The organism is Streptosporangium nanhuense, from assembly GCF_059358815.1.
This window is the reverse complement of sequence record NZ_JCADBG010000014.1, coordinates 202,336-220,071: the sequence shown is the minus strand read 5'-3', so window position 1 is coordinate 220,071 and position 17,736 is coordinate 202,336. Positions and strand designations below refer to the sequence as shown.

11 protein-coding genes and 1 tRNA gene are annotated in these 17,736 nt (G+C 71.2%); 8 read left to right on the top strand and 4 right to left on the bottom strand.

All coding sequences use genetic code 11. The annotated features are described in order from the left end of the window. The first annotated feature begins 6 nt into the window (after positions 1-6). The 3 genes from AC5L38_RS26405 (at position 7) to AC5L38_RS26395 (ending at position 2,963) form a co-directional block, all read left to right on the top strand. Positions 7-1,560 carry a vWA domain-containing protein gene (locus tag AC5L38_RS26405; protein WP_495245505.1) on the top strand — a complete coding sequence of 518 codons (1,554 nt, stop codon included), beginning with the start codon at positions 7-9 and terminating at the stop codon, positions 1,558-1,560. Between the two features lie 254 nt (positions 1,561-1,814). Continuing rightward, positions 1,815-1,887 (top strand) — tRNA-Ala (locus tag AC5L38_RS26400). A gap of 176 nt (positions 1,888-2,063) precedes the next feature. Beyond that, the gene (locus tag AC5L38_RS26395; protein WP_495245504.1) at positions 2,064-2,963 is read left to right on the top strand and encodes a helix-turn-helix domain-containing protein; all 900 of its coding nucleotides are present in this window, start codon (positions 2,064-2,066) and stop codon (positions 2,961-2,963) included. A gap of 235 nt (positions 2,964-3,198) precedes the next feature. Here AC5L38_RS26395 and AC5L38_RS26390 read toward each other — a convergent pair whose 3' ends face one another. The 3 genes from AC5L38_RS26390 to AC5L38_RS26380 form a co-directional block, all read right to left on the bottom strand. Then, positions 3,199-6,840 (bottom strand): CARDB domain-containing protein, encoded by a 3,642-nt coding sequence (locus tag AC5L38_RS26390; protein WP_495245503.1) that lies wholly within the window; start codon positions 6,838-6,840, stop codon positions 3,199-3,201. A 651-nt stretch (positions 6,841-7,491) separates the two neighbouring features. Further along, on the bottom strand, positions 7,492-7,884 hold the full coding sequence (locus AC5L38_RS26385; protein WP_495245502.1) for a DUF3224 domain-containing protein: 393 nt from the start codon (positions 7,882-7,884) through the stop codon (positions 7,492-7,494). Between the two features lie 79 nt (positions 7,885-7,963). Next, positions 7,964-9,700 (bottom strand): ABC transporter family substrate-binding protein, encoded by a 1,737-nt coding sequence (locus AC5L38_RS26380; protein ID WP_495245501.1) that lies wholly within the window; start codon positions 9,698-9,700, stop codon positions 7,964-7,966. Positions 9,701-9,986: 286 nt separating this feature from the next. Here AC5L38_RS26380 and AC5L38_RS26375 point away from each other — a divergent pair, with 286 nt between their 5' ends. Together AC5L38_RS26375 and AC5L38_RS26370 are read left to right on the top strand one after the other, a co-directional pair. Beyond that, positions 9,987-11,309 (top strand): MFS transporter, encoded by a 1,323-nt coding sequence (locus AC5L38_RS26375; RefSeq protein ID WP_495245500.1) that lies wholly within the window; start codon positions 9,987-9,989, stop codon positions 11,307-11,309. Positions 11,310-11,520: 211 nt separating this feature from the next. Next, complete coding sequence (locus tag AC5L38_RS26370) at positions 11,521-12,246, top strand: peptidyl-tRNA hydrolase (protein WP_495245499.1); 726 nt, start codon at positions 11,521-11,523, stop codon at positions 12,244-12,246. 198 nt (positions 12,247-12,444) lie between these two features. Here the strand turns inward: AC5L38_RS26370 and AC5L38_RS26365 are convergent, their stop codons facing one another. Then, positions 12,445-13,455, bottom strand: coding sequence for a DUF3616 domain-containing protein (locus AC5L38_RS26365; protein WP_495245498.1), 1,011 nt, complete (start codon positions 13,453-13,455; stop codon positions 12,445-12,447). A 243-nt stretch (positions 13,456-13,698) separates the two neighbouring features. Between AC5L38_RS26365 and AC5L38_RS26360 the strand changes: the two genes are divergently transcribed. The 3 genes from AC5L38_RS26360 to AC5L38_RS26350 all read left to right on the top strand — a co-directional run bounded on the left by AC5L38_RS26360 (position 13,699) and on the right by AC5L38_RS26350 (position 17,704). After that, positions 13,699-14,640, top strand: coding sequence for a hypothetical protein (locus AC5L38_RS26360; RefSeq protein ID WP_495245497.1), 942 nt, complete (start codon positions 13,699-13,701; stop codon positions 14,638-14,640). Between the two features lie 248 nt (positions 14,641-14,888). Continuing rightward, the gene (gene ftsH / locus AC5L38_RS26355) at positions 14,889-16,901 is read left to right on the top strand and encodes an ATP-dependent zinc metalloprotease FtsH (protein WP_495245496.1); all 2,013 of its coding nucleotides are present in this window, start codon (positions 14,889-14,891) and stop codon (positions 16,899-16,901) included. A 209-nt stretch (positions 16,902-17,110) separates the two neighbouring features. Further along, entirely contained in the window at positions 17,111-17,704 is a 594-nt protein-coding gene (locus AC5L38_RS26350; RefSeq protein ID WP_495245495.1) for a Maf family protein, read from the top strand. Positions 17,705-17,736 lie beyond the last annotated feature (32 nt).

Genomic DNA, 17,736 nt, shown 5'->3' with positions numbered 1-17,736 from the left:
GGCGATATGAAGTCACGCCCGCTCGCCATTGCCCTAGCCGTGCTCGCCCTTCTCGCCCTGATGTTCACCGCCGCCTGCGGCGGTTCGGGGGAATCCTCCTCCAGCCAGCCGATGCCCGAGTCCGGGAAGGCGGTCCCGTCCATGCCCCCGGACGGTCGCCCGCCCGAGGCCGGGGAGGACACCGCCGAGACCGAGGCCCGGGCCCGCGCCACCACCGGGAACGAGGCGCCGGAAGAAGAGGCCACCCGGCGGCGCGACACCTCCGCCGAGCAGATCTCCACCTTCGCCCTCGACGTGGACACCGCCTCGTACGGCTACAGCAAACGGATCCTCAACGAGGGCAGGCTGCCGGAGGCGGGCCAGGTCAGGCCGGAGGAGTTCGTCAACTCCTTCAAGCAGGACTACGCCGAGCCCAGGGACGACGGTTTCACCGTGCACATGGACGGCGCCCGCACGCCGGGGAACGGCACCGCGCTGCTCCGCGTGGGCCTGCAGACCCGCGGGGCGAGCGCGGAGGCGCGGCGCCCGGCGAACCTCACCTTCGTGGTGGACGTGTCCGGCTCGATGGACGAAGCCGGCAGGCTCGACCTGGTCAGGGAGGCCCTGCACAAGCTCGTCGACCAGCTCGGACCCGGCGACCACGTATCCCTGGTGGCCTTCAGCGACGAGGCGGACGTCGTCCTCTCCATGACCCCGGCGACCGACAAGGCGAGACTCCACGCCGCCGTCGAACGCCTCGCCATCCAGCAGTCGACGAACCTGGAGGCGGGGCTGACCAGCGGCTACGCCGAGGCCGCGACGGGCTTCAGGCCGGTGGCCGTCAACCGTGTCATCCTGCTCTCCGACGGCCTGGCCAACACCGGGGACACCACCTGGCAGGGCATCCTCGACCGGGTCGCGGAGGCCGCGGGCAAGAAGATCACCCTGCTGTGTGTCGGCGTCGGCCGCGACTACGGCGACGAGCTGATGGAGCAGCTCGCCGACAACGGCGACGGTGCCGCGGTCTACGTCAGCTCCGTCGACGACGCGCGCAAGGTCTTCGTCGAGCAGCTCGCCACCAACCTCGACCTGCGCGCCCGCGACGCCAAGGCGCAGGTCGTGTTCAACCCCTCGGTGGTGGAGTCCTACCGCCTGATCGGCTACGAGAACCGGCAGATCGCGACCGAGGACTTCCGCGACGACAGCAAGGACGGCGGCGAGATCGGCCCCGGCCACTCGGTGACGGCACTGTACGAGGTCCGGCTGCGCGGCGGGGCGTCGGGGCAGCTGGCCACCGCCACCGTGCGCTGGCAGGACCCCGACACCCGCGACCCCTCGGAGGCCGCCCGTTCCCTGGAGGCGGGCGACCTGGCGGCCTCGCCGTGGGAGGGGCCCACGCCGAGGTTCCAGGTCGACGTGGTGGCCGCGGGCTTCGCGGAGTACCTCCGCACCGGGGAGGGCATCGCCGGAGCCGAGCCCGGCGACCTCGCCGCCCACGCCACCCGCCTGGCCGCCTCCACCGAGGACCCGGCGGTGACCGAGCTCGCCGGGCTGATCGAGAGGGCCGCGTCGCTCAGGTAGGTTCCCCGTACGTGCCGTGGCCCGGTGGGCCGGTCCCCGCGGACCGGCCCCGTGGGCGGCCCGCGCCGAGGGTTCGGTCCGGTGGCCGGATCTTGGGCGCGGGGCGGCGGAGCGGGCCGGGAAGCCGAGCCGCGCCCTCCTTTCCGTCCGGTGGCCGGATCTTGGTCGGCGTCGCGGCGGTTACAGGGTGCGGGGTGATTTCCTATACACTGACGTAGTCGCCGGGCCCGCCCGGGGACATCGGTTACACCCGAGGGGCTATGGCGCAGCTGGTAGCGCGCCTCCATGGCATGGAGGAGGTCTGGGGTTCGAATCCCCATAGCTCCACACAAAAGGCTTGCTCAAACCCCTGACCGGGGCAGAGCCGCCGGCCGGGCCGACATCGTCGGCCCGGCCGTTTTTGTCTCGGTACCCGTGCCGGGTCCCCGGGGCGGCGTTCAGGGCCGTGACGGGGGCGCAAGAACCGTCAAGCGGTGGTGTCACCTGATTGGTACCGTCCGACTGTGTCGTTGCGAACCCGCGAGCTGCTCCAGCTCCTCGCCCTCGTCAACTCCCGGCTGAGTGAGGATGTCTCGCTGACAGCCCTGGCGGGATGGGCGAAGCGGTCGCGTTTCGATCTGCACCGCCTGCTCCGGCGGCTGACGGGCCAGACGCCGAAGGCGTACACGACGCGGGTCCGGCTGGCCCGCGCCGCGGGCGAACTGGTGGCCGGCGACCGTCGAGTGTCGGCGATCGCGTTCGACCACGGATTCGGCAGTCATGAGGTCTTCACCCGGACCTTCACCCGCCACCTCGGTCGCAGCCCGCGGAGCTACCGCGCCCGTGGGTTGCACGTGGCCGGCCGGCGCGTCGCCGCCGTGCACGCCTCGACGGTGAGTTCGGCGGCACCTTGCATCAGCCTCTACCGCATCAGCATCACCGAGAGGAAACCCGCTGTGCCCCTGGACATCTCGGTTCGTGACCTGCCCACCGTCCACGCCCTCGTGATGCGCCGCCGGGTCACTCGCGACGAGATCGCGACCGCGCTCGCCGAGAGTCTGCCGACGGTGTTCGACTACGCCCAGCGGCACGGACTGGCCATCGCCGGGCCGCCGTTCGCCCGCTATCCGGAGGTCGGGATGGGATCGCTCGTCATCGAGGGCGGCATAACCATCGCCGGCCCCCCGCAGGCGGCACTCCCCGACGGGATCGAGGCGATCGTCATCCCGCCGGGCCGGGCGGTGACGACCATCCATCGCGGACCCTACGACAGCCTGCCCGAGTCCTACCAGCAGATCGAGAGGTGGATGCGCGACCAGGGCCTGTCCGCGGCGGGAGCGCCTTGGGAGACGTACCTGACCGATCCGGGGGAGCGTCCGGACCCGGCGACGTGGGAGACGGAGATCGTCCAGCCCGTGAGGTGACGGCCAGCCACCGCTCCCGCCGCCCCACGCGGGCTTTTCCGGGGCCGTCGGTCACCTGAGAAGGGACACGCCGGGAGGAGCGGGGAGCGCGGCGCTCGGTGGGGTCCACCGGGAACGACGAGACCGGCCATGAGCGTGCTCCCCGGTGCTTTCGCGGGAGAGCACGCCACATGGCCGGTCGTTTCTCAGGTGCCTGGACCAGGTCGGGGTCAGGCCGGGGCACCCGCCGGAAGGATCATTGGCCGGTGATCACGAAGCTCGTCCCCGGCTGCCGCACGATGTTGCCGTCGGCCGAGTTCGTGATGGTCACGTTCGACAGGACCGCGTTGCCGCGGGCGCCGCTCATTGCCAGGATCCCGGCCCCGTTGTTGGACTTGTCGATCTTCACGTTGGTGATCGTGACGTTCGGCATGTTGCCGCCGCCCGTCTTGAACTGGATGCCGTCGTAGGTCGAGTCGGAGATGTCGGTGTCGCGGATGGTGACACCGGTGATGTCACTGCCCTGCGGGAACAACGTGATCGCGCCGAACTCCTGGTCCTCGTTCCAGAAGGCGCCACCCGTGCGGTACAGCCCGTTGTTGGCGAGCAGCGTGGTCCCCGAGAAGGGCAGGGGGCTGTGGTCGGTCGCCAGCATGATGCCCGGGTAGTTCATGGTGTCGTAGATCAGGTTGTTCTCGGCGGAGTTGTCGTAACCGCCGTAGATCGCGATGCCGTTCGCCCGCCAGGGCAGCTGGATGGTGTTGTTGACGAAGTGGTTGTCGTGCGTGTTGTCGACGACCCGGTCCTTCACCGCCTGGTTGGCCCAGATCGCCAGGGCGTCGTCACCGGTGTTGCGGAACGAGGAGTTGAACACCCGCGAGTTCCGCGTGCCGTTGGTGAAGTTGATGCCGTCGGCGTAGGTGTTGCGGATGCGCATGCCGCTGAACAGCAGGTTGTCGCCGGGACCCCACAGGGCCGGGATGTTGTCGTAGTCGCGGCCGACCCAGGCGCCCACGTTGGCGTGCTCGATCCACACGTTGGTGATCCTGGTGTTCTCGCCGAACCGGCCGTTCAGGCCCACGCCGCCCTCGTCGTTGCCGTCTCCGCCGCGGATGCGTCCCGAGCCGAAGATGGCGATGTCGGAGATCTGGGTGTTGCTGTCGATGTCGAAGCCGAAGTTGCCCTCGTGCGGGTGGTTGATGCCGCCCACCACGTCCTGCGGCTCGGTCAGGGTGTACAGCTGGGAGTGCCACATGCCCGCGCCACGGATGTTGACGTTGCTGATGCCCACCTGGTTCCACTGACCCCGGTTCAGCGGGTCGTCGGTGAGGATCTTCTGCTCCTGGCGCCACTGGCCCGCCGGGATCCACACGCAGCTGATGACGCCGTTCTGGTCGTCCGTCACCGCCCGCTGGATGGCGGCCGTGTCGTCGAGGCCGTCGTTGGGCACCGCGCCGTAGTTCGTGATCGAGGTGCAGCCGGCCGGCTGGCTCGTCGGCGGCGCCACCTGCTCCAGGTCGATCAGGTCGATGACGTAGAACGAGGCCGTGTCGCCCGCGTCACGCTGCAGCTTGAACTTGGTGCCGGCCGGGTAGCTCTGCGAGAGCAGCGCGTTCGACTCGTCGAACAACCTCCGGGCGTCGGCCTGGGGGGTGTTCGACAGCGCCTCGGGGCCGTCGGTGTTCCCGTACAGCCAGCTGTGGCGCGACGAGAGGGTCAGCTTCCTGGAGAAGGTGCCGTTGATGTAGAGGCTGATGGTGGCCTCGATGCCGCCGCCGCCCGCCGCGTCCGGGATGGAGTTGCGGACCACGATCGAGTTGGCGGCGCTGGTCGAGGTGAACTCGACGAACTGCCCGGTGCTGTTCAGCCGCACCGACTTGCGGCCCGAGGACTCGGTGGCGAAGTTGGTGTGCCCGAAGGTGCGCAGCGCGTCGGTCTCCAGCAGGGTGCCCTGGTAGGTGGCGGCCTCGGCCTCGTACTCGACGTACGGGACGGCCGCGCCGCGCCCGACCACGATCGACTGCGAGAACGTGTTGTTGTTCTCGTTCGTCTCGGTGACGGTGTTGGTCGCGTCGGCGGTGGCGGTGATGGTGGCGCCGCCGCTGGTGGCGGTCCAGCTCCCGCTGACGGCCACGTTGGCCGTCGCGCCCGCCGCGATCGACACGGTGTTGCCGTTGAGCGTGGTGCCGCCCACCACGACCCGGGTGACCGTGGTCGCGCCCGTCGCGGAGGTTCCCCGGTTCTTCACGGCCACGGTGAACGTGACCGCCGCGCCGACGGCCGGGTTCTGCGGGCTGGAGGTGACGCCGAGGACCTGCAGGTCGGGGCCGGGAGCCTGCGCGACCACCAGCGGCGACGAGGCGGTGAGGGTGTTGTTGCCCTCGTTCTGCTCGAAGACCGTGTTGTCCGCGTCGACCCTGGCGCTGACCGTGTAGCTGCCCTCGCCGCGGGTGCCGATGCTGTGGGTCACCGTGGCCGTGGCGCCGGCGGCCAGGGCGGGGACGGCGACGGTGCCGACGAGGGTGCCGTCGAGGTTGAGGTTGACGCTGTCCGCCGGGGAGGCGGCGTTGCCCGCGTTCCTGACCGTGGCCGACAGCGTGATCGCGCTGGCCTCGCTCGGGGACGCCGGGGTCCACGAGAGGTTCGTGACCGTGAGGTCGGGGTTCGGCGCGGGGACGCCGATGACCTGGAACTCGGCGACCTGGCCGCCGGGCGCGCCGCTGTTGCCGGTGAACCGCAGCTGGACGTCGGCGACGGTGGCGCCGAAGGTGATCGTCGCCGAGTTGCCGGAGGCCGGGTTGAACGTGTAGTTCTGCGCCGACACCAGGTTGGTGTAGCCCGTGGCGTTCTGCTCACGGCCCAGGACCTGGATGTTCTGCGTGCGGGTGCCCCACGCGGAGTCGGGGTTGAGCTTCACCACGACCGAGGTGACGCCCGCGTTGGCGCCGAGCCTGGCGGTCAGCGTGTTCGGGAACGCGCCGGAGTTGGCCTCCCAGTAGGTGGCCAGGTTGTTGTCGTTCGCGTTGGAGGCGACGAACGAGTGCACGTGGCCGGACGCGACCAGCTCCTTGCCGATCGCCAGGTTCGTGCCGGGGTCGCCGGTGCCGTTGCGGGTCACGGAGTTGCTGTTGGCCGACTGGTTGCCCGCCGCGTCCTTGGCCCGCACGAAGTACGTCACGGTCGCCGACGCCGGCTGGTTGTCGGTGTAGGTCAGCACGTTGCCGACGCTGCCCCGCAGCTGGTTGTTGGCGTAGATGTCGTAGCCGGTGACGCCCACGTTGTCCGTGGAGGCGTTCCAGGCCAGCCTGACCTGGCCGGTGGCCGGCTGGGTGTAGGCGAGGTTGCCGGGGGCCGACGGGTTCTGGGTGTCACCGCCGGTGGTGGCACCGTAGATCTCGAACTCGGAGATCTGCGCGGCGGGCCAGCCGGTGTTGGCGGTGATGTTGACGCGCCAGTAGCGGTGGGTCGCGGCGCCGAAGTTGATCGTGACCGTGTTGCCGGTCGCCGGGTTGAACGTGTAGCCGGCCGATGCCACGACCGTGCTGAAGGTGTTGCCGTCCGAGCCGCCCTGGACCGAGAGCGTCTGGGTGCGGGTCTCCCAGACGGTCGGCGGGGGTAGCTTCAGGACGATCTGGTTGACGCTCGTGGCGGTGCCGAGGTCGACCCGTGCCCACTGCGGGAAGCTGTTGTTGGCGCTCTCCCAGTAGGTGGACTGGTTCCCGTCGTTGATGGCGGACACCGCTTGCCCGCCCGTGGAGCTGCTCGCCAGGGTCGCCTTGCCCGGCGACAGATTGGGTCCGGCCGCGGCGGAGGCCGGGACGACCGACCCCACCAGGAGCAGGCCGGCGGTGGCGACCATGGTCGCCACCAGCCGTAACGGTCTGTACAGCATTCTCATTCGCGCTCTTCTTCTCTCGTCAGGCACGGCAGGGCCGAGGCGTGAAGGCTGCGCCTTCACCGCACACGTAAATGGGGGGCAGGTGCACGACGCAGTGCATCCCTGGAGAGTTGCGAGGAGTAGCAAGAAAATGAACAATAGATTGCAATTTTCTTGCATGACGTTGGCCAAATGTTACATACGTGCTACGGGCACGTCAACGGCTTGGAAGCAGCTTTCTCAACCGGTTCGACGGGAGATGTGACAAGGGGTCAAAACGGTCGTGAAAGCGGGACCGCGGATGCCCGGGGGCCGGGGGTGGACACCGGCCTGACGGGTGCGGGGGTGAGGGCGCGGGCTGTCGGCGCCGACCCGTGAGCGTGAGGGGCGCGGATACGGGGGGTGGACACCGGTCCCTCGTCGTGCCTGCCGCGGGTTGTCGGTGCGGGCCGGGAGTGAGCGCCGGGTTGTGGACACCGGTCTGCGGGCGCCGGGCGGGGTGCGGGACGCGGGATGGCGGTGCGGGCCGGGAGCGAGCGCCGGGTTGTGGACACCGGTCTCGAATGCCGGACCGCCGGACCGCCGGCCAGCCGGCCCGGTGGCTCAGGGGCGGGAAGGGACTGGCGCCCCGCGCGCGTCGCCCGTCGGTCGTCGGCGCGCGGGGCGGTCGTCTCAGCCCAGTTCGTAGTCGAGGTGGAAGGAGTGGGCGCCGTCGTCGTTGACGATCTGCCCGCCGCCCCGGATGCCCAGCAGCTCGCCGGTACCAGAGTCGGGAAGGATCGTCCAGCTCAGCGCCGACTCGCCGGCGTGGCTCGTGGCCGTGTGGTGGAGCACGAAGGTGCCCTTGCGGCCGTGCGCGGTGCCGGTGAAGCGCTCGAAGCCCGCGTAGGCCGCCGACGTCTCGACCTGGGGGATCGCGGTGATGATGTCGGTGGTGCTGGTGCCGGCCAGGTCGCCGTGGAAGGTCTTGACGATGTGGACGCGGGTGAGCGTGGCTCCTTCGGCCTCGTCGTAGGGCTGTGGGTCCCAGCTGTCGATGTTGAAGGTTCCGGTGGCGCGAGGCATGCGGGCTCCCTTGGGGAATTCCGGGGTCTTGCGCCCATCCTGGCGACCGTACCTGTCACCTGATGTCAGATACGGATCCCTACGAGAGGCTCCACTTGTCCATGTTCCAGGTGATGGTCGACTGCGCGGGGTTGGGGATGACGTTCTGGAGCGTCTCGTCCCACGCGCTGAGGCCCGGGTGCTGGAACAGCGGGATGGTGGCCAGGTCGCTCCAGAGCCGCTTCTCGATCGCGCCGATGATCGGGTCCTGGGCCGCCAGGTCCACCGTCGAGTTCAGCTTCGCGATGAGGCGGTCGACCTGCCTGCTGGAGTAGCAGCCGTTGTTGTTGCCCTTGTTCCGGGCGTCGCACTTTCCCGGCGAGGTGAAGTTGGCGGCCCAGTTGCTGACCAGGGCGGACCCCGACCAGGCGAACAGGGCCACGTCGTAGCCGTTGGCCGGCATCACGGTGCCGAGGAAGTCCTCGGAACCCTTGTCGACGACCTTGAAACCGGCCTTGTTGCAGGCGTCGATGATGAGCTGCACCGCCGCGGTGCGGCGCGGGTTCGGGGTCTGGTAGCCGATGCTGATCTCCAGGCCCGTCTTGCCCGCCTCGCGCAGCAGCGCCCTGGCGCCCGCGATGTCCTGCCGCGTGTACGCGTCCGCGCCGCCGCTGGCCGCGACGACCGCCGCGCTGTTGGCCTGGAAGGGGGCCACGGTACGGACCTGCAGGGGCTTGGCCGAGGGCGAGACGGGCCCGATCAAGGTGTTGACGATGAGCTGCCTGGGCACGCACCTGGCGAACGCCTCGCGCAGCCTCCTGTCCCTGAACGGGCTGGAGTCGAAGTTGAAGTCCAGGTGCTCGTAGGTGTACTTCTCGAAGACGCCGACCTCCACGCCCCGCAGCGACTGCAGCTGCCTGAGCACGTCGGGCCCCGGCTGCGGCTCGACGATCTGGACCTCGCGGTTCTGCAGCGCCTGGGCCTGCTCGTCGAGGGTGATGAAGCGCTCGACGATCGTCGGGGTCGCGGCCGGGGTGCCCCACCACCTGTCGTTGGCGACCAGGGTGAGCCGCTGCCCGGCGTCCAGCTTGGAGAGCTTGTACGGCCCCGAGGACGGGATCAGCTCGGGGTCGGGCAGCCTGCCCTCGGAGACCCAGCCGTCGTTGAAGAACGTGATGCCCTTCTCGATCCGCTTGGAGTCGCCCCTCTTGACCGCCGAGATGAACTCCTCCTCGGACAGGCCGTCCTGCTTGGCGATCACATGGGCGGGCATCATCTCGGTCGCGCCCGGACCCCCGGCCACCCAGTCCGCGAACGGCTTGTCGTAGACCAGGGTGAACTGCCTGCCGCCCCTCTCGCAGTCGGGAACCCGGGTGTCCCGCAGGCCGGTGGTGTCGGCGGAGGCGAAGCCCCTGACCTTGCCGGACCGGAAGGCCCACCACAGCATCACGTCGTCGCAGTCGATCGGGACGCCGTCCGACCAGACCGCCTTGTCGCTGATGGTGTACCGGACGCTCAGCGGGTCGTCGGAGACCTTCTCGTACGTCCCGAAGTCCTTGTCGGGGGTGATCGCGCCCTTGTCGCCGTAGAACCAGAAGCCCGTCAGCACCCGCTGCAGGGGGGCGGCGTTGCGGGTGGCGTTCTCCGCGGTGGTGTTGTTGTTGTAGGAGTGGAACTCCTGCTCGTACGCGTAGGTGATGGTCTCGCTCGGCGGGGCCGACTCCGAGCCGGAGGCCGTGGGGCCGTCCGCCGGGCCGGTGTCCGCGCAGGCGCCAAGCAGGAGCGCGCCGCTCGCGAGCAGCGCGAGGAACCTTCCCGGCCTTCGTGCGTGGAACACGGCACCACCCCTTCGGTCACCCGGCCCCCAGCCTGCCCCCGTGCCGGCCGGGCGGTACCCGGACGGGCGTCGCGTCTCCCGTGACCATGCCGGATGCGAGCCCCTCAAATGAGGAGAATAGAAAAAACACAACGTATGAGCGAATTCACCCAGTATGTGAGATGGCCGTCTCGCGAGTCCGAGTCACGGGCGTGTCCGGGAACGGCACGGCCCTGGCCTGATCCTTGCGGTTATTGGCACTCGGGCCGCTCGTCGGCCGGAGCGCCGCCCCTCGATTATGGAGCCCATGACAACGACCCCTCGGCAGCCCGAACGCAAGCTGCACCGCGCCTGGATCGTGGCGGGTGTCGCGTTCGTGGCCATTCTCGGGGCGGCAGGGTTCCGGGCGACGCCCGGCGTGCTGATCACACCGCTCCAGGAGGAGTTCGGCTGGTCCCGGGGCACGATCTCGCTGGCCGTCTCGGTCAACCTCATGCTCTACGGGCTGACCGCGCCCTTCGCCGCCGCCCTCATGGACCGCTTCGGCATGCGCAGGGTGGTGACGTACGCCCTGCTGCTGGTCGCCGCGGGCAGCGGGTTGACCATCCTGATGAACGCCCCCTGGCAGCTCATCCTCTGCTGGGGCGTGCTGGTCGGTCTCGGCACCGGCTCGATGGCCCTGGTCTTCGCCGCCACCCTCACCGAACGCTGGTTCGTCCGCCACCGCGGCCTCGTCACCGGCGTGCTCACGGCGGGCGGCGCCACCGGGCAGCTCGTCTTCCTGCCCGTCCTCGCCCACCTGGCGGCGGACAGCGGCTGGCGGTCGGCGGCCGTCACGGTCGCCGTCGCCGCCCTCGTCGTGGTCCCCCTGGTCTGGTTCCTGCTGCGCGACCGGCCCGAGGACGTGGGCACCACCGCCCTGGGCGCCGACCCCGCCGCGCCCCCGGCCGTCCGTCCGGCGCGGGCCGGGGGCGCCGCCTCCCGGGCCCTCGGCGTGTTGTGGAGCGCGGCGCGTACGCGTCCCTTCTGGCTGCTCGCCGGCGGGTTCGCGATCTGCGGGATGAGCACCAACGGCCTGGTGGGCACCCACTTCATCCCCGCGGCCCACGACCACGGCATGGCCGAGCCGGTCGCCGCGGGGCTGCTCGCCCTGATCGGGATCTTCGACGTGGTCGGCACCGTCGCGTCCGGCTGGCTGAGCGACAAGGTCGACTCGCGCGTCCTCCTCGGCGCCTACTACGCGCTGCGCGGCCTGTCGCTGATGGCGCTGCCCGGCCTGTTCGGGGCCACCGCCGAGCCCAGCATGCTCGTCTTCATCATCTTCTACGGCCTCGACTGGGTGGCCACGGTCCCGCCGACCGTCGCCCTGTGCCGCCAGATCTACGGTCCGGACGGGGCCGTGGTGTTCGGCTGGGTCTTCGCCTCCCACCAGGTCGGCGCCGCGGTCGCCGCGGTCGCCGCGGGGGTCACCCGCGACCACTTCGGCGCCTACGACCTCGCCTGGTACGCCGCGGGCTTCCTGTGCCTCGCCGCGGCCGTCATGTCGATCGTCATCGCCAGGAGGCCCGTCACCCTGAGGTCCGGCCCCGGGGAGGCCACCGCGAAGGAGCAGGCATCCTTGAAGGCGTGAGAGAACGAGGCGGGCGAGCCGCGGGACACGGAACCGGATCCGACGCGCGGCGGCCGGGGGAGATCGCATGACCGGCGCGGGAGACGACGCGACAGGGACCGAGACAGGGACCGAGACAGGGACCGAGACAGGGACCGAGACAGGGACCGCGGCGGGGGCGGCGTACGGGACGGCTCACGGGACGGCGGCCGTCGCCGGAACGGGGCCGGGCGTGGCACGCGGGCCGGTCCCCGAGGGGAGCGCGGGCGGCGGGGACGGCGGGGGCGGCGGGGGCGGGGACCTGGACAGGAGGGTCCTCCCGCTCGTGGTGCGGATCGAGCGCTCCGCGCCGCCCGAGCGGACCGACGCCCTGGAGGCGGCGGCCCTGGCCGTGCTGGCACTGCTCGACGACCCGCGCGCCCTCGAAGGCGGCGAGTGGGCCGAGGCCGTGGGGGCCTGGGACGGCAGCCGGTTCAGGAAGGTCGTCCGGCGGGCGCGCGGGGCGGAGTGGCGCCGGGTGCTCGACCTGCCCGGCGTCACCGTCACCTCGGGCACCGCCGAGGTCCGCGTCCACCCGCCGGTACCGCTGGACGGCTGGCCCAAGGAGCTCTCCAGGCTCCAGGTGTCCGGCACCGAGCTCGCCGACTCCCGCGAGCCCGGAGCGCCGGGGGACGTGGTGCTGTGGCTCAACCCGGGGCTGACGATGTCGGCGGGCAAGGCCATGGCCCAGGCGGGGCACGCCGTCCAGCTGGCCTGGCACGCGAGCGGGGACGACGCCAGGCGGGCGTGGCGGGACAAGGGCCTGGCGGTCTCGGTGAGGACCGCCGATCCCGCCGCGTGGGCCGGGCTGGTCGCCTCGGGCCTGCCGGTGGTCAGGGACGCCGGGTTCACCGAGATCGAGCCCGGCTCCCGCACGGTCGTCGCGGACGTCCCGTGGCTGCGCGGGGGCGGCCGGTGATCGGCGGCTGACCGGCGGGGCCGATCGGCGGGTGACCGGCGGGGCCGTTCCCGGGTGACCGGCGTGAGGGTGCCGGCGGTCACCCGGGAACGGCCGGTGGCCCCATTTCCGGGGGCGAGCGGTCACGGGAACGGCCGATGGCCGGGTTCCGGAGGCGAGCGGTCAGCGGGGCGTTGACCGGGTTCCGGGGGTGAGCGGTCAGCCGGACATTCTGACGATGTCGGCGAGCACGCCGCCCTCGGGGGTGAGACGCGCCTCCGAGGGGCTGTCGTGGACCACCAGGAGGCGCTCGCCGTCGAGGACGGTGATCCCCTCCGGGTGGTCGTTCCCGTTCCCGTGCGGCAGGTCGCCGACGAGGTCCAGTTCGTGCCGTACCGACGGCTCGTCCTCCGGCTCCCAGCGCAGCACCCGGACCGGGCCGTCCAGGTTCATGGTCGGCCCGGCGAGGATCAGCAGCCCGCCCCGGTGCGGGCACATGTCGCGGACGCCGAGCCCGCCGAGGTTCAGGAAGTGCGTCCGGTAGGGCCTGCCGTCGATGGGGGCGAGCCTCAGGCTGCCGGGACGCCGGGGGTCGCTCTCCGGCCGGATCTCCAGCATCGCGGCCCAGCCGCGCAGCACCGGGCCGCGCAGGCCGACGAACAGGCGGCCGTCGAGCATGGCGATGCCCTCGATGTCCAGCCCGTTGTCCTTGCTGGGAATCGAGACGAAGGGGGCGAGGTGCGGGTCGTCCGCCAGCAGGTCGGCCAGGTTCCGGCCGGGACCCGCCAGGATCTCCGCCCTGCGGGAGCCGTCCTCGCGGACCGGGGTGGTGCCTACGAGCGGCAGCCGTACGAGGATGTAGCGGTTCTCCTCGCGCACCACGCTGCCGAGGCGGCGGCGGGCCTTGTGCGGCGTGTGCCCCTTCTTGACCCGCCTGCGCTTGAGGCTGTGCGACCCGATCGCCCAGAGCCAGCCGTCCGCCCGGCCCAGGCCCTCGATGTCGGCCTCCTCGTCGCGCCCGGCGGGCAGGTCCACGAAGTCGGCGAGGTGGAAGGTGCGCTGGTCGTCGAAGCGCCCGGCGCGGAACGCCAGATGCTCGACGGTGGCGGTCTCGTCACCGGCCAGCCAGAGGCCCAGGGCGTCGGTGCGTACGGCCGACAGGTTGGTGTGCGTCCTCGCCTCGCGTGAGGAGACGTCGAACCTGAGCTCCACCTGGCGTTCCACGAACATCCTGGAATCATCGCAGGGTATTCCGCACAAGAGTGAGGAAGGTACTCGTTCCCGAAGTGTGATGGGGATCCCGCACGGGAAAACCGGATTTGTCGTACGCTCCCGATCGTGCTCGATGGGTTGGGTGGGACTCAGGGGACCCGGGAGACGGGCCCCGAACCGACATACGTGACCGCGGAGGCGGCCACGTCGGAGATGCCGAGAATCGTGGCGGAGAGCCCCCCGAAGCCACTGGACTCCCCCGTGAAGCGGTCCCGCATCGGCGACCTGCCGATGCGTGTCATCTACCGCTTCCTGGCCGTGGGCCTCGCGGTGGTCCTGGCCGCGGTCGCGGCGGTCGTCGGCTTCGTCTCCTCGGGCTCCCCAGATCAACCGGGCGAGGGAAAGACGGGGCAGATCGCCGCGCCATCTGCCGCGCCACCCTCGCCCGGTCCAGGGTCGGCGGAACCGTCCGTCCCGGCGACTCCTGACACTTCCGAGACTTCCGAGACTTCGGCGACGGAGCCGGCCGCCTCGGCGTCGGCGCAGGCGTCCCCCTCGGAGATCCCCTCCGCGTCGGCGTCCTCCTCGGAGGACCCCGACGAGACGGCCGCTCCCTCCTCGGCGCCCGACGGCTCGGAGCCGGCGCCCGACCGCAGCGCCGTCATCGCGGCCCTCGCCGATCCCCGGGTGCCGAACCTGCCGCGTGACAGGCGGCTCGGCCGCCTTTCCGGCAAGGCCGACAAGAGCAAGCGACGCGTACAGGACGGCAAGTCCGGCGTGTCGCTGGTCCGCCTGGGCAAGCCCTGGAAGGTCTTCGGCGCGTCGCCGTTCTCCACCAAGCAGGTGCTGCCGAAGGCGAAGGGGGCCGCTCACCGGGCGATGCTCGTGAGCTGCCCGGTGCCGATCCTGGTGCAGAAGGAGTCCAAGGACACCGCGGTGCTGGCCGCCCGGTGGACGCTCAACCACCACCCCAAGGGCGGCAAGATCACCTGGACCGCCTCGCAGCCGATCAAGAACGGCTGGCTGCTCGCCTACAAGGTGAAGTACAAGGTGAAGGGCAAGGCGCGCTCCTCCATGGCCGCCGTCGCCGTGACCGAGGTCCCCGGCGCCAAGCCCGCGATGCTCTTCGCGACGATCCCCGACGTCCAGCGCAAGTACTGGCGCGCCATCAACACCGCGGTCTCCTCCGTCAAGGTGAAGTGACAGATTGAAGTGAGCCCCACCTGGGCAGGAATCGCCTTGTCCGTGTGACCTGGTGAAACTCGGGGGAATTTCACAGCCGGACACTCCGCCGCCGCACGCGCGCGACCTCCCGCCCGCTCGCCGGGCGCGGGGTCAAGCTCTTTCGCGGGGGCGGCCCCGGTTTGAGGGCCCGGACTGAGCCGGGCGTCCCGGACGCGCCTCCGGGACGCCCGTCCAGGCGGAATCCCCCGAGTCGTCGAGGGGGAGCAGTGAACCGACCGGCGTCCCGGGACCGCGAGGGGACCGGCCCCGACACGCCCGGCAACGGGGGCGGTTCCAAGCCCTGGCGGTCCGAGGGCCTGCCCGACGGCGGCGGGACGCCCGCCCCGCGGCGCCCGAGGTTCAACTGGGTGCGCTTCCTGATGACCATGGCCGTCGTCTACGCGACCTTCTTCATCGTCTCCTCGTTCTTCGAGGAGCCCACCGAGCCGGTCTCCTACACCCAGTTCACCGAGCAGGTCCGGGCGGGGAACGTCAAGGAGGTCTACGCCAAGGGCACGTCGATCGAGGGCACCCTCAGGAAGCCCGCCCGCGACCCCGACAGCGGCAACGTCACGTACGACAAGTTCTCCACGGAACTTCCGGTCTTCGCCGACCGGACAGGGCTCTACCAGCAGCTTCTCGCGACGAAGGTGAACATCAGGGCCGAGCCCGTCGGCGGGAACCTCCTGTCGAACCTCCTGCTGTCCCTGGTCCCGGTCCTGCTGCTGGCCGGCCTGTGGATCTGGCTCGTACGGCGAGCGGCGTCCGGCGCGATGGGCGGCGGGATGGGCGGCCTCGGAGGTCTCGGCGGCCTCGGCAGGTCCAAGGCGGCCAAGCCGGTGGAACCGGCCAAGGTGCGGGTCGACTTCGACGACGTCGCGGGCATCGACGAGGTCGAGAACGAGGTCGCCGAGGTGGTCGACTACCTCAAGGACCCCGACAAGTACCGGAGGCTGGGGGCGAGACTGCCCAAGGGCGTGCTGCTCGCCGGGCCGCCCGGCACCGGCAAGACCCTCCTGGCCCGCGCCGTGGCGGGGGAGGCCGACGTGCCCTTCTTCTCGGCGAGCGCCTCGGAGTTCATCGAGATGATCGTCGGGGTCGGGGCCTCGCGGGTGCGCGAGCTGTTCGACGAGGCCCGCAAGGTCGCGCCGTCGATCATCTTCATCGACGAGATCGACGCGATCGGCAGGGTGAGGGGCGGCAGCACCATCGGCGGCCACGACGAGCGCGAGCAGACCCTGAACCAGATCCTCACCGAGATGGACGGCTTCACCGGCTCCGAGGGGGTCATCGTGATCGCCGCCTCCAACCGGGCGGAGGTCCTCGACCCGGCGCTGCTGCGTCCCGGCCGCTTCGACCGTACCGTCGTGGTGTCCGCGCCGGACGCCGAGGGGCGGCTGGCGATCCTGCGCGTCCACAGCCGGGGCGTGCCGCTCGCCGACGACGTGGACATGGAACGGCTCGCCAGGACCACCCCCGGCATGACGGGCGCCGATCTGGCCAACCTGATCAACGAGGCCGCGCTGCTCGCCGCCAAGCGGGGCAACGACAGGGTCCAGGCCGCCGATCTCGCCGACGCGCTGGAGAAGATCCTGCTCGGCGCGGCCCGTGCCGTCGTGATCCCGCAGGACGAGCGGAGGCGCACCGCGTACCACGAGGCGGGCCACGCGCTGCTCGGCATGATCCAGCCGGGCGCCGACCCAGTCAGGAAGGTCTCGATCATCCCGCGCGGGCGGGCGCTCGGCGTCACGCTCTCCACGCCCGACACCGACCGGTACGCCTACGACGAGAAGTACCTGCGCGACCGGATCGTCGGAGCCCTCGGAGGCATGGCGGCCGAGCAGGTCGTCTACGGCGTGGTCACCACCGGCTCGGAGAACGACCTGGAACAGGTCACCGTGATCGCCCGCGGCATGGTCGGCCGCTGGGGCATGTCCGCCAGGATCGGCCCGCTGACCGTCCTGCCCGCCACCGCCGACGGCCGGCCCGCCGCCGCCCCGGACACCCTCGCCACGGTGGACCAGGAGGTACGGCGCATCGTGGACGAGTGCTACGAGGTCGCCCGGTCCGTCCTGGAGCGGAACCGGAGCCGCCTGGACGGCATCGCCGAGGCCCTGCTGGAGAACGAGACCCTGGCCGAGGCGGAGGCCTACGCCGCCGCCGGGCTCCCGGTGAACACCGCCCCCGAGCTTCCCCCCACGGAACCGCCTCCGCAGCTCCCGCCCCCGCCGCACGCCTGACTTCCGGGCGTCTTTCGTGGATCGGGCGTCTTGCATGGATCGGATGTCCGTTGTGGGCCGAGCATCCGTCGCGGAGCGGGCGTCTGTTGCGGACCGGGCGTCTCTCGCGGAGCGGATGCCTGCCGTGGGCCGGGCGTCCGCCACGGGCCGGGTGCCCGTCGCCGACTGGACGTTCGTCGTGCATCGGGGCCGCGCTAGGCTCGGTCGCCGTGACCCAGATCGTGCTCGCCTCCGCCTCTCCCGCCCGCCTCGCCCTGCTCCGCAGCGCCGGACTCGATCCCAAGGTGATCGTCAGCGGTGTGGACGAGGACGCCGTCACCGCCGACAGCCCGAGCGAGCTCTGCCTCGCGCTGGCCCGCGCGAAGGCGACCGTGGTCGCCGGTGGCCTGACCGGCGGGCTGGTCATCGGCTGCGACTCGATGCTCGAACTCGACGGCCGGGCCTACGGCAAGCCGTCCTCACCCGAGGAGGCCGTCGCCCGCTGGCGCGGCATGCGCGGACGCGAGGGCCGCCTGCTCACCGGTCACTGCGTCATCGACGCCGCGGACGGGCGCGAGGTGGCGGAGGTGGGCGCGACGGTCGTGCGCTTCGGCACCCCCGGAGACGACGAGATCGCCGCCTACGTCGCCACCGGCGAGCCTCTCCACGTCGCCGGGGCCTTCACGCTGGACGGCCACGGCGGCTGGTTCGTCGACGGCATCGAGGGCGACCACGGCAACGTCCTGGGCATCTCCCTGCCCCTGCTCCGCCGCCTCTTCAGCGCCCTCGGGATCTCCGTTCCCGGCCTCTGGCAGCGTTCCTGAGCGGCCTCTCGTCCCGTACGTCAGGTGGAGCG